Source organism: Rhodanobacter koreensis (genome assembly GCF_054782855.1).
Window position 1 is genome coordinate 481,149 of record NZ_BAAGRR010000001.1, and the last position, 20,103, is coordinate 501,251.

17 protein-coding genes are annotated in these 20,103 nt (G+C 65.1%); 4 read left to right on the forward strand and 13 right to left on the reverse strand.

Annotated elements, in window-relative coordinates; all coding sequences use genetic code 11:
• Positions 1–26 precede the first annotated feature (26 nt).
• From ACYVKM_RS02025 to ACYVKM_RS02040, 4 genes are all read right to left on the reverse strand, one after another.
• Complete coding sequence (locus tag ACYVKM_RS02025) at positions 27–1,346, reverse strand: ABC transporter permease (RefSeq protein ID WP_460875353.1); 1,320 nt, start codon at positions 1,344–1,346, stop codon at positions 27–29.
• A gap of 11 nt (positions 1,347–1,357) precedes the next feature.
• Positions 1,358–2,518 carry an ABC transporter permease gene (locus ACYVKM_RS02030; RefSeq protein ID WP_460875355.1) on the reverse strand — a complete coding sequence of 387 codons (1,161 nt, stop codon included), beginning with the start codon at positions 2,516–2,518 and terminating at the stop codon, positions 1,358–1,360.
• Positions 2,519–2,528: 10 nt separating this feature from the next.
• Positions 2,529–3,215, reverse strand: coding sequence for an ABC transporter ATP-binding protein (locus tag ACYVKM_RS02035; RefSeq protein WP_460875356.1), 687 nt, complete (start codon positions 3,213–3,215; stop codon positions 2,529–2,531).
• A gap of 80 nt (positions 3,216–3,295) precedes the next feature.
• A complete protein-coding gene (locus ACYVKM_RS02040) occupies positions 3,296–4,537 on the reverse strand; it encodes an efflux RND transporter periplasmic adaptor subunit (RefSeq protein WP_460875358.1) in 1,242 nt (413 codons plus the stop codon).
• A 154-nt stretch (positions 4,538–4,691) separates the two neighbouring features.
• Between ACYVKM_RS02040 and ACYVKM_RS02045 the strand changes: the two genes are divergently transcribed.
• The 3 genes from ACYVKM_RS02045 (at position 4,692) to ACYVKM_RS02055 (ending at position 7,451) form a co-directional block, all read left to right on the forward strand.
• Positions 4,692–5,378: a fumarylacetoacetate hydrolase family protein gene (locus ACYVKM_RS02045; protein ID WP_460875359.1), complete on the forward strand. Its 687-nt coding sequence runs from the start codon at positions 4,692–4,694 to the stop codon at positions 5,376–5,378.
• Between the two features lie 85 nt (positions 5,379–5,463).
• On the forward strand, positions 5,464–5,874 hold the full coding sequence (gene mscL, locus ACYVKM_RS02050) for a large-conductance mechanosensitive channel protein MscL (RefSeq protein WP_460876494.1): 411 nt from the start codon (positions 5,464–5,466) through the stop codon (positions 5,872–5,874).
• A 134-nt stretch (positions 5,875–6,008) separates the two neighbouring features.
• A complete protein-coding gene (locus ACYVKM_RS02055) occupies positions 6,009–7,451 on the forward strand; it encodes a M20/M25/M40 family metallo-hydrolase (RefSeq protein ID WP_460875360.1) in 1,443 nt (480 codons plus the stop codon).
• A gap of 87 nt (positions 7,452–7,538) precedes the next feature.
• Here the strand turns inward: ACYVKM_RS02055 and ACYVKM_RS02060 are convergent, their stop codons facing one another.
• From ACYVKM_RS02060 to ACYVKM_RS02070, 3 genes are all read right to left on the reverse strand, one after another.
• Positions 7,539–10,640, reverse strand: coding sequence for an efflux RND transporter permease subunit (locus ACYVKM_RS02060; RefSeq protein ID WP_460875362.1), 3,102 nt, complete (start codon positions 10,638–10,640; stop codon positions 7,539–7,541).
• Positions 10,641–10,643: 3 nt separating this feature from the next.
• A complete protein-coding gene (locus ACYVKM_RS02065; protein ID WP_460875363.1) occupies positions 10,644–11,765 on the reverse strand; it encodes an efflux RND transporter periplasmic adaptor subunit in 1,122 nt (373 codons plus the stop codon).
• A gap of 217 nt (positions 11,766–11,982) precedes the next feature.
• Entirely contained in the window at positions 11,983–12,456 is a 474-nt protein-coding gene (locus ACYVKM_RS02070) for a MarR family winged helix-turn-helix transcriptional regulator (protein WP_460875364.1), read from the reverse strand.
• A 68-nt stretch (positions 12,457–12,524) separates the two neighbouring features.
• Here ACYVKM_RS02070 and ACYVKM_RS02075 point away from each other — a divergent pair, with 68 nt between their 5' ends.
• On the forward strand, positions 12,525–13,046 hold the full coding sequence (locus ACYVKM_RS02075) for an O-acetyl-ADP-ribose deacetylase (protein WP_460875366.1): 522 nt from the start codon (positions 12,525–12,527) through the stop codon (positions 13,044–13,046).
• Here ACYVKM_RS02075 and ACYVKM_RS02080 read toward each other — a convergent pair.
• The 6 genes from ACYVKM_RS02080 to ACYVKM_RS02105 are packed head-to-tail and all read right to left on the reverse strand — an operon-like array spanning position 13,033 to position 20,070.
• On the reverse strand, positions 13,033–14,739 hold the full coding sequence (locus tag ACYVKM_RS02080) for a BatD family protein (protein WP_460875368.1): 1,707 nt from the start codon (positions 14,737–14,739) through the stop codon (positions 13,033–13,035). The two genes, ACYVKM_RS02075 and ACYVKM_RS02080, sit on opposite strands and share 14 nt — an antisense overlap.
• On the reverse strand, positions 14,736–16,634 hold the full coding sequence (locus ACYVKM_RS02085; RefSeq protein ID WP_460875369.1) for a tetratricopeptide repeat protein: 1,899 nt from the start codon (positions 16,632–16,634) through the stop codon (positions 14,736–14,738). Before ACYVKM_RS02085 ends, ACYVKM_RS02080 begins: the two co-directional genes overlap by 4 nt.
• Positions 16,631–17,617: a VWA domain-containing protein gene (locus ACYVKM_RS02090; RefSeq protein ID WP_460875371.1), complete on the reverse strand. Its 987-nt coding sequence runs from the start codon at positions 17,615–17,617 to the stop codon at positions 16,631–16,633. The genes ACYVKM_RS02085 and ACYVKM_RS02090 overlap by 4 nt, the downstream gene beginning before the upstream one ends.
• Positions 17,610–18,092, reverse strand: coding sequence for a DUF4381 domain-containing protein (locus ACYVKM_RS02095; RefSeq protein WP_460875372.1), 483 nt, complete (start codon positions 18,090–18,092; stop codon positions 17,610–17,612). Before ACYVKM_RS02095 ends, ACYVKM_RS02090 begins: the two co-directional genes overlap by 8 nt.
• Positions 18,093–18,142: 50 nt before the next feature.
• The gene (locus tag ACYVKM_RS02100) at positions 18,143–19,078 is read right to left on the reverse strand and encodes a DUF58 domain-containing protein (protein WP_460875373.1); all 936 of its coding nucleotides are present in this window, start codon (positions 19,076–19,078) and stop codon (positions 18,143–18,145) included.
• Positions 19,075–20,070, reverse strand: coding sequence for an AAA family ATPase (locus tag ACYVKM_RS02105; protein WP_460875374.1), 996 nt, complete (start codon positions 20,068–20,070; stop codon positions 19,075–19,077). The genes ACYVKM_RS02100 and ACYVKM_RS02105 overlap by 4 nt, the downstream gene beginning before the upstream one ends.
• Positions 20,071–20,103 lie beyond the last annotated feature (33 nt).

Sequence of the window (20,103 nt, forward strand, 5' to 3'; positions counted from 1 at the left end):
CTCCCGACGGGAGAGGGATCCTCAGATCACAGCTCGCGCAACGCCGTGGTCACCGGTAGCCGTGCCGCACGAACGGCCGGGAACAGGCCGCCGATGAAGCCGATGGCCAACGCCCATTTCAGGCCGGTCCAGAGCACGACTGGCGCAACCTTGAACTCGAAGGTGAGCTGGCCTGTGGTGCCGGCGGCCAAGGTGGACGCGGTGTAGCCATTGAATATCAGCCACGCGATGATGCCGCCGAGCGCACCTCCGATCAGCGCGAGCAACATGGTTTCGAGCATGATCGCCATGACCACCGGCAAGCCGCGGAAGCCGATCGCCCGCAGTGTCGCGATCTCGCGGGCGCGAGTGGCAACGGCGGCGAACATCGTGTTGAGTGCGCCAAATACGGCACCGATCGCCATGATCGCGCCGACCACGATGCCGATGATGGTGATGGCTTTCGATGTGCCTTCGGACTGCTTGCTGAAATACTCGAGCGTCGTGGCCACATCAACCTGCAATCGCGGATCTGAGGACAGCTCCGCCTTGAACTTGTCGAAAGCGGCAGGTCCGGTAAGCCTGGCGAACACGGTCGTCACACTGGAACCACGCCGATAGGCAGGACCGACAATGCCCGCATCCGCCCACAACTCGGAATCCATCGCATCGTTCGAGGCGAAGATGCCGGTGACTGTCCAGACCTGATTGCCCAGCTTGATCTGCTTGCCCGGTTCGAGGCCGGCAAACTGGTGCTGTGCGCCCTTGCCGGCCACCAGCTCGTACTTGCCCGGCTCGAACTTGCGCCCTGCGATGATTTTCGCGTTGGTGCGCAGCTTCCATGCCTCGTCGCCGATGCCGCGCAATTGCACACTGCCGATATCTTTATCCGGATCGCCACCCTTCATCGGCAGATTGGCCGCAACGACGAGTTCCGGCGAAGCAATCGGCTTGCCCTGGTCATCCCTGGCGATGCCGGGTGCCTGCGCAATGACCAGAGCGCTGTCGCGACCCAGCACGGACGAAACCTCCGCCGCCGAACCGCCGCGCATCACGATCGCGGTGTCGTCGGAGCCGGTGCGGCGCAGGGTTTCGCTATAGCCGTTGGCCATCGCCAGCATGGCCACCAGCACGGCGACCACACCGGCGATGCCGATCACGATCACGGCGGAGGAACCGAGCCGCTGCGGCAACGTACTGACACCCACGGCAGTCACCGACCAGGTCTGCTGGCCACGTCGCGTCAAGACCATCCAGAGGGCAAGCAGCCCCAGCAAGACCAGCATGCCCTGCCAGGGCAGATTCAGAAATATCATCACGCCGACGATGACGACCACAAGGGTCACCAGACCGATCACGAATTTCATTGCGTTTCTCCTCAGCGTCCGGCCAGTGCATCGACAATGTTCAGGCGCATTGCTCGCCAGGCGGGCAAGATGCCGATGACCAACCCGATCACGATGGCCAGGGCGATACCCAGCGCCCAGCTGCCGGCACCGACGCTCGTGTGAGTGATCATGCCGCCGCTCTGCGATGACATGATCGGTGCAAGCACGCTGACCAGGCCAAGGCCGATCAGTCCACCCAACAGCAACAACAGCACCGACTCGGCCAGCACCATCATCAATACGGCAGTGCTGGAGAAACCGATCGTCTTGAGCACCGCCAGTTCGGAGGTGCGCTCGCGCACCGCCTGCATCATCGTGTTGCCGGTCAACAGCACCAGCGTGAAGAACACGGCACCCATGATCGACGTCACGATCAGGCCGATGTCGGCCATCTGCTTGATCCAGTTCGCGGTCGCCGCCTGCTCGGTCTGGGTTTTCGTCTCGTGATCGGAATTGGCCGATAGCGCGTCGATCGCCCTGGCGATGCGGTCGGACTGATTGATGTCATTGACCCGGCTGATGTACCAACCCACCATGCCTTGGTTGTAGGGCGTGGTTTCGTCGAACATCTTCCAGTGCATGATGATCATCTGGCTCTGGAAGGCTTTCGCGTCCTTGGAATGCATGACGCCAACCAGATTGAAATTCCAGTTCTTGCTGCCGGCCTTGTTCGGGAAAATCTGCGACTGCAGCGGAATCTTGTCGCCGACTTTCCAGCCGTATTTCTTGACGATGATCTCGCCAGCGAGGATGCCGTCCTGGGTCGAATCGAACGCCTTGCGCTCAGCAGGGGCCACCTCGACTTCGGGATAGAGATCAAGATAGTTCGGGCTCACCGCGAAAGTGAACACCTGGTTGTGCGGGTCTTGGTAAGCACCACCGAACCAGTTCGCGTAAGCAACGTCCTTGATCCCGTTGACCGTGGCGATCTGCGCACCGAGTCCTTGCGGCAAGGGCTGGATGAAGGACAGTCGTGCCCCGGTCTGCAGGCGCTCGGCGCCGTTCGCCGACTGGCCCGCCTCCGCGAACGAAACGCGCACGGCATCCAGCAGACCGAACAGCAGAAACGCGGCGATGATCGACACCAGCGTGAGTATCGTGCGGGTCTTGCGCCGGAACAGCGCCGCCCAGATCAGATGAAGGTATTTCATCGTCGTCTCCTCAGGCCGTTGCCTGCTCGACTAGCGTGCCCTTGTCCAGATGCAGCGTGTGGCTGGCGTATTCGGCAGCCTTCGGATCATGGGTGACCATCACGATGGTCTTGCCGTGCTCGCGGTTGAGCTGCTGCAGCAGCCCGAGTACGTCCTCGGCGGACTGGCGATCCAGGTCGCCGGTCGGCTCGTCGCAGACCAGCAAGGTGGGATCGGACACGATCGCGCGGGCGATCGCGACGCGCTGCTGCTGACCGCCGGACAGCTCGCTCGGCTTGTGCGTGGCACGATCGGCCAGCCCGACCAGCTGCAGCGCAATCGATGCGTTCTTCCTGCGCTGGGCGCCGGAGAGCTTGGTGAGCAGCAAGGGCAGCTCCACATTGCGCTGCGCCGACAACATCGGCATCAGGTTGTAGAACTGGAACACGAAGCCGACATTCGACGCGCGCCATTTCGCCAGCGCGCCACCGCCAAGCTGATCGATGCGCTGCCCGCCCACGGTGATGCTGCCGGCGCTCGGCGTATCCAGGCCGCCGATCAGATTCAGCAGGGTGGTCTTGCCGGAGCCGGACGGCCCCATCAGCGCCAGGAAATCACCTTCGGCGATCGCCAGGTTGACGTGGTGCAGCACCTCGACCTTCTGCTTGCCTCGCTCGTAGGTCTTGGCCAGGTTCTGGATATCGATCAGTGTGCCCATCATGTTTCTCCGATGAAGATAAGAATCTGCTGGCTCGTCCGGGTGTCGACGAACGAGGCACCGGCAAATCGACGAGGGCGTCAGGATTTGCCGTGTTCGACCTGGATATCCGAACCATCGTGCAACCCCGCCGATGGCGACACCACCACGCTGTCGCCCGGTTTTACCGCCGCCGGCAGCAGGCGCAGCTCGCCGTAGGCTTGCGCAGCCGGATCCACGATGCGCTGACGCACGTGACCATCTTCGACCACGAACACCACGCTGTGACCATCCCTCTGCACGATCGCTGCCGCCGGTACCAGCACGCCCTGCGGCGCCCGCGCGCTGGCCTGCGGCTTCACCTCGAGGAACGACACCCGTACGCCCATGTCGGGCACGATGCGCGCGTCCTTCTGCTCCAGCGCCACGCGTACCTTGATGGTGGCCTTGCCGCGATCGGCGGTCGGCACGATGGCAATCACGTGGGCGGGAATCTTCCAGTCCGGATAAGCGTCCAGCACCGCCTCGGCGGCCATGTCCGGCTTGACCCGGCCGATATAGGCCTCGTTCACGTCGACATCGACTTCCAGCGAATCCATGTCGACGATGGTGCCCACGCCGGTGCGGGTGAAGCCGCCACCCGCCGAGAACGGCGAAATGATCTCGCCGACCTGGGCGTCCTTGGTAGTGATCACGCCGGTGAACGGCGCACGCACCACGCAGTAATCGAAATTGACCTGCGCCTCGGTGACTTGCGCGTCCGCGGATATCGCAGTCTTCTGCTGCGAGGCGAGCACGGCACGCGTGCTGTCGGCCAGCGTGACCGCCTGCTCGGCCGACTGCTTCGACACCAGCCCTTGTGCGGCCAGCGACTGCTGGCGTGCCGCGTCGCGCAGGTTCTGCGCCAGCTGGGACTGGTATTGCACCACCAGCGCGTGGGCGGCGGCGGCCTGCGCCTTGGCTGTGTCGAGCGCCGCCTTGTAGGCACTGTCGTCCAGCCGTGCCAGCACCTGATCCTGTTTGACGTGATCGCCTTCCTCGATCAGTACCGCGGTCAACGTGCCCGTGATCTGCGCCGACACGGTGGCCTGCCGCCGCGCAGTGACATAACCGGTGGCCTGCAGCACCGCGCCAGCCTCGCGATCGGACGTCGGTGTGACCGCCACGGCGGTCTGCACAGGCAGCGGACGATGCCCGAACAGCATCCAGCCCGCACCACCCAGCAACAGCAGAACCACGACGATCGCGCCGATGATCCATGGCCAGCGGCCGCTGCCACCCTCGTGATCATCACGCTGATGGCGCTCGATGCGCAGTTCCTTCAACAGATCGGCGTTGCTCACCCTGACTCCCTCCGGCCCGGCCGGTTGCTCGACAAGTACAAGACTGGCTGATCGGCTGCAGCGCCGGCAGGGCGCAGCATCAGGCATCGTCAATGACAGATGTCATCCATGCAAGCCCCGACGACGGCCGGATCAGTTTGCTACGCTTGCCCGCATGACCTACACGATTGCGCCACCTGTCCTCCCGAGCCTGCCGGTCAACGGCAGCGACCAGCGTTTCCCGATCCGCCGCGTATTCTGCATCGGCCGCAACTACGCCGAGCATGCCCGCGAAATGGGCGCCAGCGTGGACAAGTCCACGCCGATGTTTTTCTGCAAGCCGGCCGACGCAGTAGTCAGTGACGGTGCCGATGTGCCCTACCCCTCGGCCACCAGCGACCTGCATCACGAAGTGGAGATGGTGGTGGCATTGGGCCAGGGTGGCCGCGACATCTCTCCGGACCAGGCCGCCGCGCTGGTATGGGGCTATGGCGTGGGACTGGATCTGACGCGCCGTGACCTGCAGGCGCTGGCCAAGGCCAAGGGGCATCCGTGGGATGTGGCCAAGGGGTTCGACCATTCCGCCCCGGTTTCCGCGCTGCGCCCGGCAACGGAAGTGATGCTGGACGCAGGCAGCGTATTGCGCCTGAGCGTCAATGGCGAGCTGCGCCAGCAAACTACCTTGGGTGAAATGGTGCATGGCGTGCCGCAAATTATTGCGGCGCTGTCCACGCTGTTCGAGCTGAAAGCGGGCGACCTGATCTTCACCGGTACACCGGCCGGCGTTGCTGCGTTGCAACGCGGCGACCGCTTTCATGCGGAACTGGTCGGGGTCGCCGAACTGGATGGCCGGGTCGTCTGAATTCAGGTGCCGCGCCTCTGTGCGCGATGACATCCCTGCGCTAAAGTCCATAGGCCATTCGGCACAACCTTTGGGAGGAAAAAGCATGAGCATGCTGCAGGAATTCAAGGCTTTCGCCATGCGCGGCAGTGTCGTTGACCTGGCGGTCGGTGTCGTCATTGGCGGTGCGTTCGGCAAGATCGTCAGCTCCCTCGTCGACAAGATCATCATGCCGCCGATTGGTATGCTCACCGGTGGTATCGATTTCAGCCAGCTGAAGTGGGTGCTCAAGCCGGGCGATGACAGCGACCCGAAGCACAAGATTGCGGAAGTGGCGATCGGCTACGGCGACTTCATCAATACCGTGATTACCTTCCTCATCATTGCGGCGGCGATCTTCCTGGTGGTCAAGGCGATCAACAGCATGCAGAAGAAACAGGAAGCGGCGCCCGCCGCTCCGCCAGCCGATGTGGCACTGCTCACCGAGATCCGCGATCTGCTGAAAAACAAACCGTAAGGCGACGCTGCATTCCCGGGGCCGGGCCATTTCTCATGGCCCGGCCCTGTCGTTCCAACGGCAGGCATGACTTCTGGCCTAAGCGATACCCGGCAGCGGCGCCATAATCGGGGTTTATCCAGCGGAGTCACCCGATGCGCCGTCCCCGTCTCACCCTGCTCGCTGCCAGCCTGCTGCTGGCCACCGGCATCGCCAGCGCCGCCAGCAACACCACCACGATTCCCTCTGCAGCCGTAAAGACGGCCGAACAGTTGCGTGACAAGGCCATGCACGACGACACCGGTTACCGGATCGTCGCATCGCTGACCACCGAGATCGGTCCGCGCATGGCCGGCAGTGATGCCGACCAGCGCGCGCGCGACTGGGCCATCGCCAAGTTCAAGGCGCTCGGCTACGACAAGGTCTATACCGAGGCGGTGACGTATCCACTGTGGGTTCGCCATAGCGAACACGGCGCGATCGTCGCTCCGTTTCCGCAGCCACTGGTGCTGACCGCCCTGGGCTATTCGCCCGGCACACCGAAGGGTGGGCTCAGCGCACAAGTCGTCCAGTTCGACAGCCTGGATGCCTTGAAGGCGGCTGATCCGGCCAAGGTGAAGGGCAAGATCGTCTACATCGGCTATCGCATGCAGCGCCACAAGGACGGCCACGACTACGGCATGGGTTCGGCCGTGCGCACCACCGGCCCGGTGATCGCGGCGGCCAAGGGTGCAGCGGGCTACCTGCTGCGCTCCGCCGGTACCGATGCAAACCAGCGCATCGCGCATACCGGCGTCACCGGTTTCACCGACCCGGCCAAGGCCATTCCTGCCGCCGCACTGTCCAATCCGGACGCCGACCAGCTCGAACGCGTACTGGCCTACGGCAAGCCGGTAACGGTGAAACTGGATCTGGATTGCGGCATCGTCGGCCAGTACACCGGCGCCAACGTGATCGGCGAGATCACCGGCAAGAAATATCCCGACCAGGTGGTCGCGATCGGCGGCCACCTCGATTCATGGGATCCGGGTACGGGCGCGATCGACGATGGCGCCGGCGTGGCGATCGCCATGGCGGCCGGCAAGCTGATCCACGATCTGCCGCAGCGACCCGATCGCACGATCCGCGTAATCGCGTTCGCCAACGAGGAGATGGGCCTGTGGGGCGGCAAGGCCTATGCCGAGAAGCACGCCGCCGAGGTCGGCAAGTTCCAGTTGGGCACCGAATCCGATTTCGGTTCCGGCCCGGTCTGGCGCATGAGCGCCAGCGTGAAGCCGGCAGCACGTGAGGCGATCGGCCAGATCGCCAACGTGCTGGCGCCGATCGGCGTGGCCTACGATACCAAGCATCCCGGCGGCGGCGGCTCGGACCTGTCGCAGATGCACGGCAAGGGCATGGCCGCGTTGTCGCTGACCCAGGACGGCACGCACTACTTCGACTGGCACCACACCTCCAACGACACGCTCGACAAGATCGACCCGAAGGAACTGGCGCAGAACGTGGCGGTGTACGCCACGTTCTCCTACATGGCGGCGCAGGCCGATGGCGACTTCGGCTCCGCACCGGGCGCATTCGCCGGCGACGGTGCCGGCGAATGATCGCTGCCACTTGAACGGGTGACGAAGAAGGCGGCCTACGGGCCGCCTTCTTCGTCTGCGATCACTCCGAAACCCGAGTCGTCGCCGTCACTCAGCCTGCGCTTCCAGCTTCTTGCCGTGACGACTGGCGAAACGCTGCTGCAGGCGATCCATGTACAGGTAGATCACCGGCGTGAGGTACAGGGTGAGCACCTGCGATACCAGCAGGCCACCGACCACCGCCAGACCCAGCGGACGCCGCGACGAGGCACCGGCGCCCAGACCCAGCGCGATCGGCAGCGTGCCGGCGAACGCGCACATGGTGGTCATCATGATCGGACGGAAACGCACATGGCAGGCCTCGACGATTGCCTCGGCCGGCGACATGCCTTCCACCCGCTGCCGTTCCAGCGCGAAGTCGATCAGCATGATCGCGTTCTTCTTGACGATGCCGATCAGCATCACGATACCCACGAAGGAGAACAGGTCCAGCGGCGCATGGAAGATCATCAGGGTGAGCAGCGCGCCCACACCTGCCGCCGGCAGGCCGGACAGGATCGTCAGCGGGTGGATGAAGCTCTCGTAGAGGATGCCCAGCACCAGGTAGATCACGAACAGCGCGAGCACCAGCAGCAGGCCCATGCCCTGCATGGATTGCTGGAACGCCTGGGCCGTACCCTGCACGCTGCCGGTGATCGAGGCGGGCAGGTTCATCTGCCGCATCGCGCCGTCGATCTCGCCCACCGCCTGGCTGAGGCTCACGCCCGGTGCCAGGTTGAACGAGATCGTCACCGCCGGCAGTTCGCCCTGGTGATTGACCGTAAGCGGCTGCGCTCCGCGCTGGAAGCTGGCCACCGTGCTCAACGGCACCAGGGCGCCGTTGGTTGAAGTGACATAGAGCTGCGACAGCACATCCGGATCGTCCTGCAACTTGTAACTCACCTGCAGGATCACCCAGTACTGCGTGGCCGAACCGTAGATCGTCGACACCTGGCCCTCGCCGAACGCCGTGCCCAGCGCGTTCTGCACCTGGTACATGGTCAGGCCCAGCGGCGCCAGCTTGTCGCGATCCACCTTCACCGCGATGGCCGGGCCATTCAGGTCGAGATCGCTGGTGACATCCTGGAAACCGGGCAGCCGGGCGAACGCGTTGAGCACCTTGCCCGACCAGCCGTACAGCGCGGCCAGGTCGGTCGACTGCAAGGTGTACTGGTACTCCGCCTTGGACGCACGACCGCCCACCTGGATCGCCGGCGGATTCTGGATGTAGGCGCGGATGCCCTCCACCTTCGCGAACTTCTGCCGCAATTCCTGGATGATCTGGTCCGGATCGAGACTGCGTTCGCCGGCCGGCTTCAGGCGCATGAAGATCGAACCGTTGTTGGTGGTGGTGCGCGAACCGCCCGAACCCACCGACGACATGTAGCCGTCGATGTTCGGGTCCTGCCCCACGATCTCCGCCAGCCGCTGCTGGCGCTGCTCCATGCCGGTGATGGAAATGTCGTCCGGGCCCTCGGTGTTGACATTGAGCTGACCGGTATCGCCGGCCGGGATGAAGTCCTTGTCCACCACCACGAACATCACGGCGGTGGCCACCAGGCTGGCAAAGAACACTCCCAGCACCACCCGCGGATGATCCACCGCCCAGCCCAGCGAACGGTTGTAGCCGTCGCGCACCTGATTGAAGCCGCGATCGAACCACAGCACCACGCGCGATTTCTTCTCGTGCTCGGCATGCTTCACGAAGCGGCTGCACAGCATCGGCGTCAGTGTGATCGAGACGAAACCCGAGATCAGGATCGCCACGCTCAGCGTCACCGCGAACTCGTGGAACAGCCGCCCCACGATGCCTCCCATGAACATCACCGGCAGGAACACCGCCACCAGCGACAGCGTCATCGAGAAGATCGTGAAGCCGATCTCGCTGGCACCGAGCATGGATGCTTCGTACGGGTCCATGCCCGTCTCGACGTGGCGCACGATGTTCTCCAGCATCACGATCGCGTCGTCCACCACGAAGCCGACCACCAGAGTCAACGCCAGCAGCGAGAGATTGTCCAGGCTGTAGCCCAGCGCGAACATCACCCCGAACGTGCCGATGATCGACACCGGCAGCGCCAGCGCGGGAATCAGCGTGGCCGAGGCATTGCCGAGGAACAGGTAGATCACCAGGATCACCAGCACGCCGGCCAGCAGCAGGGTGTACTGCACGTCATCCACCGACGCGCGGATCGACACCGATCGATCGTACAGCGTCTGCAGCTTGATCGACGGCGGCAGCGTGGCCTCGAACTGCGGCAGCACGGCGCGGATGCGCTCGATCGTGGCCACGGTGTTGGAGCCCGGCTGGCGGTCGATCGCCAGCACGATCGCGCGCTTGCCGTTGTACCAGCTCGCCACCTGGTCGTTCTGCACGCTGTCGGCAGCATGGCCGAGCGCGGACAACCGGATCGGCGCACCGTTGCGATAGGCCACGATCAGGTCGTTGTACGGCGCAGCCGTCTGCAACTGGCCATCCGAACTCACCTGCAGCAGTTGCCGGCTGCCGTTGAGCGACCCGGTGGCGAGATTGACGTTGGCATTCGAGATCGCCTGCTGCAGCGTGTCGATACCGATACCGCTGGTGGCCAGCTTGCTCGGGTCGACGCTGATGCGCACGGCGTATTTCTGCGAACCGAACACGCTCACCTGCGCCACGCCCTCGATCATCGACAGCTGCTGGGCCAGCTGGGTCTCGCCGTATTCGTCCACGGTCGACAGCGGCAGCGTGTCCGAGCTCAGCGTGAGGTAGAGGATCGCCTTGTCCGCCGGATTCACCTTGCGGAAAGTGGGCGGCGTCGGCATGTTGGTCGGCAGCTGGCGCTGCGCCGCCGAGATCGCCGCCTGCACGTCCTGCGCCGCGCCATCGATATCGCGGCTGAGATCGAAGGTCAGCGTGATCGAGGTCGAGCCCAGCGCGCTGGTCGAGGTCATCTGGTCGATGCCGGCGATGGTGGAGAACTGGTTCTCCAGCGGCGTGGCCACCGCCGTTGCCATCGTCTCCGGCGAGGCGCCCGGCAGGCTGGCGCTCACCGAGATGGTCGGAAAGTCCACGTTCGGCAGTTCGTTCACCGCCAGATTCGGATACGCGGCCACGCCGAACACGAGCAGCGCGATCATCAGCAGCGCCGTCATCACCGGCCGGCGGATGCACAGGGCAGGAAGGTTCATGGCTCAGCTGCCGTTGTTGCTGGTGATGCGCACATGGGTACCGTTGACCAGCAGCATCTGGCCATCGGTCACCACCTGCTCGCCGCCGTTCAGCCCCTTGCTGATCACGACCCGGTCTCCGCTGCCGACTCCGACCGTGACCATGCGCTGCTGTGCTTCACCATCAGCGCCCACGACGAACACGAAGCTCCCGTCCGGCGAGTTCTGCAGTGCCACCACCGGCACGGTCACCACATTGCTCAGGCGCGCGGTCGGCAGACTCACCTGGACGAACTGGCCCGGCGTCAGCTGGTCATCCGTATTGCCGTAGACGGCCTTCAACTGGATGGTGCCGGTGCTGGTGTCCACCGCGTTGTTGATGAAGTCCAGCGTGGCCTGCATTGCGCTCTTGCCGCCCGGCACCATCGCCGTCACCGGCAGTGCACCGCGCGCATGCGAGGCCTTGAGCCCGGCCAGTTCGGATTCGGGAATGGAGAACGTGATGTAGATCGGATGCACCTGGTTGAGCACGACGAGATTGGTGCTGTTCGCGCTGACCTGTGCGCCGGGATAGACCAGCGGCGCCCCGGCGATGCTGTCGACCGGCGCACGGATCTGCGCATAGCCCAACTGCGTGCGCGCCAGCTCCACCGCGGCGGTGTCGGCTTTCACCGAGGCGGCATAAAGGCCCTCGTTGGCCTTGTAGGTGTCGACATCGGACTGGGCCACATACCCCTTGGCCAGCAACGGGGTGTAGCGCTTCAACAGAGTCTGCGCATTGACGAGCTGCGCCTGATCCTTGGCCAGATTGCCCAGCGCCTCGTCCAGCTGCGATTGCAGCAGGCTGGGGTCGATGCGGATGATGGTTTCGCCCTGTTTGACACGGCCACCCGGCCGAAACGACAACGCCAGCAGCTGGCCGCTCACCCGCGATTGCACATTGACCGTGGAATAGGCTTCGGCACTGCCGATCACCTTGAGCGAAACATCCAGGTCGCCGCGCTGGGCCTGGGCCACCTTGACCGGCACGGCCGCAGGCTCCGTCGCATGCTGGGCGGCGGACGCACGACGATGCCCGTACCAGAACACCGACAGCGCGACCAGACACAGCACGACCACGATCAGTAAAAGTTTTTTCAAGAACATGCGTCTCGTACTCGACGTTTCGTACCGCGAATTCGCGGCAACGTCACGCGCTGTGGTGGGCCCATCCGGCGTGACCGGCGCAGCTGCATATACGGCAGGCCCGGCGAGGTCAACCGCAGCAACGACGCGCCGCCTTACCTGTCACGACATAAGTCTGCACTATGCCGCCTGGACGCGCCGTCCGGACCGGGACCGATGGCACTGGTCACTCAAGATATTACGTCTGATAACCTGGCTGTTCGGCTTCGTCCGGCACCTGCTCGAGCGCCAGCAGGTTGTCCTTGATCCGATTGATCACCGCCAGCGCCTGCTGCAGCTCGTCATGATCGATGCCACGGGTGGCGTCCTTGCGCAGGTCGCGCGCAATCAATTCCATATCGTCGACGATCACACGCGCCTGCTCGGTGGTATGCAGCCGCCACGCACGGCGGTCCTTCGGGTCAGGGCGGCGTTCGACAAAGCCGGCAACCTGCAGCCGATCGATCACGCGGCCCACGGCGATCGGTTCCATTTCCAGAAACTCGGCCAGCTCGGTTTGCCGCAGCCCCTCACGGTGGTACAACACCTTGGTCGCGCGCCATTGCGCACGGGTCAACCCGAATTTCACCGCGCGCCGGTCGAAGTGCTTGCGGAACAGCAAGGTCACGTCGCTGAGCAGATAGCCGAAGGAAATGTCTTCCGTTTTCGCCATGATCCGTTGGAACCTCCCCGCAACCCGTACATTCGTCTGAAGCATACGGCGCAGCCACCGTCGAAGCCATGCCCATCCAGGTCATCACCGCCGATATCACCCGGTTACACGTGGACGCGATCGTCAACGCAGCCAATCCCGGGCTGCTCGGCGGTGGTGGCGTGGATGGGGCGATCCATCGTGCCGCTGGACCGGCGCTGCTGGAAGCCTGCCGCAGATTGCCCGAATCCGCGCCCGGCGTGCGCTGCCCGACCGGCGAGGCGTGCGTCACACCCGGCTTCGGATTGCCCGCACGGCATGTGATCCACACGGTGGGGCCGGTCTGGTACGGCGGCGACCGGGGCGAACCGGTACTGCTGGAGCATTGCTATCGCAACGCATTGCGCCTGTTGCGCGAATACGGATTGCACACGATTGCGTTTCCGGCGATCAGTTGCGGTGTATACGGCTATCCGCCCGCAGAGGCCGCCAGGGTGGCCGTGAACACCTTGCGGGGCGAGCTTGCCGATGACGCCTCGATCGAGGTTGCCTTGTGCTGCTTCAGCGATGCCATGCGTGCGACCTGTCAGCACGCGCTCAATGCAGCTTGAACGGATACAGCGGCGGCAGATCCGAACCTTGATCGCCTGCATCTGCCACCCGCCAGACGAAGCCACGCCTGAACACTTCCACCAGCGTCACCGTGCCATCCGGCATCGCCACGCCGGCGTAATGGCGTTGCTGCAGGGCAGCGATCGCTGCGCGCTGCGCCTCGTCGCCCAGCGCAGCCGCCAGTTCGCCCAGATGCTGGATCGCCGGACGTTCGGTACGTGCCCATGCCAGCAGGCTGCGCACCTGGGCCGTCGCATCGCTGCCACGCACCGCGGCGAGAAAAGCCAGCTGGCATTGGCGCGCCGAGGTGCGCGCCGCCACCGGTATTGTAGCTGCCGGCATGGCCGAACGTCGTCGCCATAGCCACCACGCCAGAATGCTGAGCAGCCACAGACCGATGCTGGCCAGGGCTATCCAGCGCCACGGCATGGCCGACGCTGTGGTCGCCGTCGCGACCGCCGTCGGCGCGACACCCGCGCCATCCGCCGCAGGAGTCATGGCCGCGGCAGCCGGCGACGTCGCCGCCGCACCGACCGCCGGCAGTATCGTGATGCTGCGAGCCGGAATCTGCGCCACTTCCATGCGATCGGTCAGCACGTTCCACCATTTCAGGGTAGTGGCCGGGATGGTCAACGTGCCGGCACGCTCCGGCACGATCGCAAACGCCTGCTGCCGCCAGCCGACGATCCACTGACCGTCGTTGCGGTTGCCGCTGGCCGGCTTGTCCGGATAGACCGTGGCGCCATCCAGTGGCGGCAGGCTCAGCGCCGGCAACGTCTCGTACGACAGGCCGGTCGCCTCCAGGCGCATGGTGAGGTTCAACGGCTGCCCCACCCGCGGCGTGTCCTGCGCTGTCGGCAAACCATCCAGGGTCAGATTCAGCTGACGCGCCGGCAACCACGCACTCTTGCCCCAGTCGGCAGGCGGCGCCTGTACGTCGATCGCCAGCGCCGGTGCACTGGCCGAGACCGGCAGGCTGGCTCCGAAGAAACTGTTGGGATCGTTGGGATCGACCGCCGCGCCCTGGAAATCCACGGCAGGAATATCGAGGTGCCCGGCATGCTGCGGGACCAGTGCATAGCGCTGTTCCAGCACATGATAGTTGCGGCCAGCACGCTCGGCATCGTAGTTCAGTCCGTTGCCGAGCTGGCTGATCTGTGCACCCTCGACCTGCGGCGGCGCGGGCGCATCGCCGCTGATGCGGTTCGCGTAGTACAGCCGCACCACATAGCTCAGCTGCTGGCCGACGTAGCCGTGCGCCGGCTCGACCTGCGCCTCCATGAAGACATCCTTGCCGGTGGCCGCGGCCGTCGCCGGATCAGGCTCAGTCACCTGCAGCTGCAGCGGCGTGGTCTGGCTGCCGGCCACGGTCAACGCGGGAATCTGCAGGGTGCCGGTGTGCCTGGGACGCAAGGCAACGCCGAACGTCATCGTCGAGGTCGCCGCGCCATTGACGACACTGAGGCTGCTGTTCTGCGAGGTGCCCAGGATCTCGAAGTCCTTGTTCAGCGCCCCCAGATCAGGTGCGTCGACGTTGCCGGCATGACCATTGACGCGCAGGTTCAGCGTCACCGTCTCGCCCAGCTGCACGCTGTTGCGATCCAGGCTGGCCGTCACGTCGGCGGCATGGCCAAGTGAGGGCGCCAGCAGCAGCGCCAGCAGGCAACTGGCAATGAATCGTCGAAAGATCACGGCTGATCATCCTCGTTCGGTGCGCCGCCGTGGCGCTGCAGATATTCCAGTTCGAACTTGCGCCGCAGCAGTGCACCGGGATCGTCCGGCACCCGCTGCAGGGCCTGGCGCAGATCGGCGGGCAGCTTCGATTGCGGATCACCTTGCGCCATGGCACCGAGCTGATGGACCGGCTTGCCCGGCTGATCCTTCGGCTGGCCGGCCAGGGCCTGATCCATCTGTTTCTGCAGGGCCTTCTGCGCCTGCTCGGCCTGTGCCTTCTGTTCAGCCTGCTGCTGTGGCGTCAGCGGCTTGGGCTGATCGCCGGCCTGATCCTTGCCGGAGCGATCCTTGCCCGGCTGATCCTGCGCCTGCGATGAATCATCCTTGCCACCCTGGTCGGACGGCTTGCCGGCATCCTGCTTCGACTGCTGATCCTGCGGCTTGCCTGTCTTGTTGTCCTTGCCCTGCCCGTCGGACGATGGCTTGTCTTTGTTGCCGTTCTGACCCGACTGCTGCTCCTGCTGTTGTTGCTTGTCCTGTGGTTGCTTCTGTTGCTGATGCAGCCAGTCCTCGACCGCCTGGCGATTCGCCTTGGCATCGGCATTGCCCGGATCGAGTTTCAAGGCATGATCGTAGGCAGCGATGGCCTGTTGATAATGGCTTTGTTTGGCCAGCGCATTGCCGAGGTTGTATGCCGCATCGCTGCCGGGAGCACGTTGCAAGGCCTGCACCGCGCTGGCGTAATCGCCGGCACGGTACGCTGCCGCACCGCGCCAGGCCGGATCATGGGCGAGCTGTTGCGCCTGCTTCGCATCACCATCGCGCAACGCCTGCGCTGCCTGCTGGTCGGGGCGCTGCCACAGGTCATGCCAGCTCGCCGCCTCGGCGGTAACAGGCATCAGCGGTAGCAACACCAGCGGAAGCAGCAACACCCAGCCACGCCGGAACGCCAGCGCCACGATCGGCAGCAAGGGCAGCAACAGCCACGGGCCGCGATCCTGCCACTCGTCACCGGCCTGTCCGCTCACCGTGGTTGCCGGTCCAGCGCGCAACTGCGCATGCAGCGCATCGATGTCGCCATGATCCGCCTGCATCGGCACGTAGCGACCACCGCCGGCAGCTGCCAATTCAGCGAGTACGGTGTCGTCCCGGCGAGCCAGCGTCATCCGGCCCTGCGCATCGCGCAGAAAACCGCCATCGGCGAGCGGCACCGGACCACCCTGCGACGTGCCGACGCCTAGTACCGACACCTGCACACCGGCCGACTTCGCCTTGCGCGCCGCGGCATCCGCGGCAGCATCGGCTTGATCGGTGATCAGCACCAGCGAGCCGCCGCTGGTCTTGGCATCATGGATCAGCGCGACACCGCGCTCGATCGCCAGTGCCGCGTTGTTGCCGTCCACCGGCATCGTATCCGGCGCCATCGCATCAAGCAGATCGTCGAGGCTGTTCGCGTCGGAGGTCAGCGGTGCCACCACGAACGCTTCGCCCGCATAGCCGATCAAGGCATTCAACCCATCGCGATTGCTGGCCAGCAGGTCGTGTGCCTTGTAGCGAGCGCGATCGAGCCGGCTCGGTGCCATGTCGCGCGCCAGCATGTCTTGCGACAGCGAAATCGCCACCACCTGCACGGCACGGCTCGCATACAGCGGCTGCATGACGCGACTCCAGCTCGGGCCGGCCAGCGCCAGCGCGCATAGCGTCCAGCCCAGCGCAAACAGCCATAGCGGCAAGCTCCGGTTGCCGGCACGGCCACGCAGCAGATATGGCAACAAGTCGGCATCAACGAGTCGCAGCAGTTCCTGTTGAGCCACATCGCGCCGCGTACCCAACCAGCCCAGCAATGGCAGCAGGGCCAATGCGGTCAGCCACCACGGGCGCAGAAAATGGAACTGTTGCAGCGCCTCGCTCATGCGGGCTGCTCCGATGCACGACCGAACCGGCGCGGCACGATCACCAGCAACAGCAGCGCGATCGCGGCCAGCAGCGGCCAGCGGAACAGCTCATGTCGTGGTCGCAGTGTCGGCCCGTGCTGTGGCATCGGTTCCAGTGCGTCGATGGCACGATAGGCATCGGCCAGCTCATGGCTGTCGGTGGCGCGGAAGAACTGGCCGCCGGTTTCCCTGGCGATGGTGGTGAGCATGTCCGCATCCAGGTCCGCCGAGGGATTGATCAGCTGGCTGCCGAAGAATCCCGGCACGCGCATTTGCGTGGCGCCGATGCCGATGGTGTAGATGCGTACGCCAGCGGCCTTCGCCGCGCGGGCTGCCTCACGCGGCGAAATGCTGCCGGCATTGTTGACACCGTCGGTCAGCAGTACGAGCACGCGTGCCTGCTGCGGCAGCGCCGACAAGCGTTTCACCGCCACCGCGATGGCATCGCCGATCGCGGTCTCGGTACCGGCCAACCCCACCACCGCGCCCTGCAACTGGGCACGCACGGCGGACAGATCGTAGGTCAGCGGCGTCACCAGAAATGCCTGGCTGCCGAACAGGACCAGACCCATCTCGTCGCCGCTGCGGCGATGGATGAAGTCACCCGCAATCGCCTCGACCGCACCGAAGCGACTGACCGGATGGCCCGCCAGTTCCATGTCCTGGGTGCGCATGCTGCCGGACAGATCCACTGCCAGCATCACGGCGCGCCCACTGCGCTGCTGGGCCTGCGGCGGCCCGACCCATTGCGGACGCGCCGCTGCACCCAGCAGGCATAGCCACGCCAGCGCCAGCAGCCAGGGCACGATGCCGTGCGTGGCGTTGCCACTCATCGTGGTCAAGCGCAATCCCGGTTGCGGCAGATACAAGGCCCGCCCCGGTGCTGCCGACCGCAGCCAGCGCCGCAGCAGCCATGGCAGCGGCAACAGCACGATCACCCACGGCCACGCAAAGTCAGGCATGCGTGTCCTCCATCGCCACCGCTTTCCAGGCTGCCGGTTTCAACGCCAAAGACAGCCATTGCCGCACGGCTGCCACGACGACGGCGTGATCGAACGACGGTTGCGGGCGATAGATCGCCTGCTCCAGCATCAGCAACCGGTCCAGCGCGAGCGCATCGATCGGCACTCGCGCCAGCGTCTGCCGCCATGCGTCGCCGCGCTGCTGTGCGGCCATGGCATCGTGCCGACGCGCCACGCGCCGCAACAGCTGGTGCAGTCCGCTTGCCAATGCAGACTGATCGCCATCGAGTTGATATTGGTGTGCGAGCCCATCGAGTTCGTGCAGCACCTGTTCGCGCCGACGAATCCCATGACGATGCCGTCGCCACCACCAGGCACCCAGCAACAACGCTGCCAGCAATAAAACGGCCAGCGCCCACCAACCAGGAGCCAATGGCCACCACGAAAGCTCGGGAGGCAGATGAATATCGCGCAAGTGAGGGCCTGCAAGCGCGACAGGCACAGTTGTTGGAATGGGCAAGGCGCTCATCGTGCCGACCTCGCGACACCGAACAAGGCGGTCATCGACACCAGCGGATCGGCCACGGTATCCATGTGGCTGCAGCGCAGGTTCAGCGATTGCGCCAGTTCACCCAGCCGTGCCGGACCGGCACCAAGCGCACGCTGAAAATCACGACGCTGACGGTCGGACTGCAGCACCACCTCGCTGCGCTCGCCCGCGTGTTCCAGCGGATAGCGTCCGACAGGCGCAAGCGCGAGTTCCAGCGCATCGGCGACCACCAGCACGCTGACGCCGGCGTGACGGGTGAGGTCAAGCAGTCGCTGCCGGGCCGACGCATCACAACTGAAACCGTCGCTGATCAGCAGCACACGGCTGGCGCCATGCAGCACTCTACCCGCACGGATCAGCGCATCGGCCAGCGTCTCGGTCTTGTCCGATGAAGGCAGCGCATCCCACTCGGCCAGCGCACCGCATACGGCCAGCGCACCGCGCGGGCCGGCCTGCGGGCGCAGCAACTGCTCGGCGTGGCCGAACGCCATCACCCCGACCCGCTCGCCCGCGCGCACTGCATACCAGGCCGCGCAGGCTGCCGCGCGTGCCGCCTGCACCGACTTGAAGCGTACCTGCGTACCGAAGCGCATGCTGGCGTGGGTATCCAGCAGGATCAGCAGGCAGCCCTCGCGATCCTCCTGGAACAACTTGGTGTGCAGCTTGCCGCTGCGCGCCGTGAGCCGCCAGTCGAGCCGGCGCACATCATCACCAGCCATGTAGACGCGCGACTCGGCGTAATCCATTCCGCGGCCATATAGCCGGCTGGACTGCTGACCACTACGCGCCGCACGACTGAGCAACGGCGCCATGCGGACACGACCGACCCGCGCACGCAGCGCAATCAGTTCGGCCAGCGATACCTGGCCGCGACCATCACCATCCACCCACGGTTGCACGACAGCGTTCACGGCAGCGGCACGAGATCCAGCAGGCGGTCGATCACCTGATCCGGTCGCACGCCCTCGGCTTCTGCCTCGTAACTGAGCAGTACGCGGTGGCGCAAGACCTCGTGGACGATCGCATGCACGTCCTCCGGCAACACGTAGTCACGCCCGGACAACCATGCCTGCGCACGCGCGCAACGATCCAGCGCAATGGTTGCGCGCGGGCTGCCGCCCCAGGCGATCCAGCGCTTGAACTCGGGCCCGTAGCGGCCGGCATCGCGCGTGGCCAGCACCAGCTGGGTCAGGTATTCCTCCAGCGCCGGTGCCATGTGCACGGCCATCGCCGCGTCGCGTGCAGCAAACACATCGGCCTGGCTCAGCAGGGCTAGTGGCGCAGCCACCGGGTGCGCGCGCTGACTGGCCTGTCCACGCGCCAGCCGGAGTATCGCCAGCTCGGCAACGGCATCGGGATAGCCGATCGTCACGTGCATCAGGAAGCGGTCGAGCTGGGCCTCCGGCAATGTGAACGTGCCTTCCTGCTCGATCGGATTCTGCGTCGCCATCACCATGAACAACTCGGGCAGCTGCCAGGTGCTGCGGCCTACCGTGATCTGCTGTTCGGCCATTGCCTCCAGCAGCGCCGACTGCACCTTCGCCGGTGCACGGTTGATCTCGTCAGCCAGCACGATGTTGTGGAACAGTGGGCCGCGCTCGAACTCGAAACTGCCGGACTGCGGGCGGAACACGTCGGTGCCGGTGAGATCCGCCGGCAACAGGTCCGGGGTGAACTGCACCCGATGGAAATCCGCCCGGATCCGTGCCGCCAGCGCCTTGACCGCGGTGGTCTTGGCCAGGCCGGGCGCACCCTCGACCAGCAGATGGCCATCGGCCAGCAACGCCACCAGCAGGCATTCGATCAGGTGCGGCTGACCGATGACGCAGGCTTGCAGCTCGTCGCGCAATCGCGCGAAGACCTGCTGCAAACGGCTCTGGGACGAAATTTCTGGCATATCCATGATCGGTTTCCGTGGTCGGCGTGGCGCTGACCG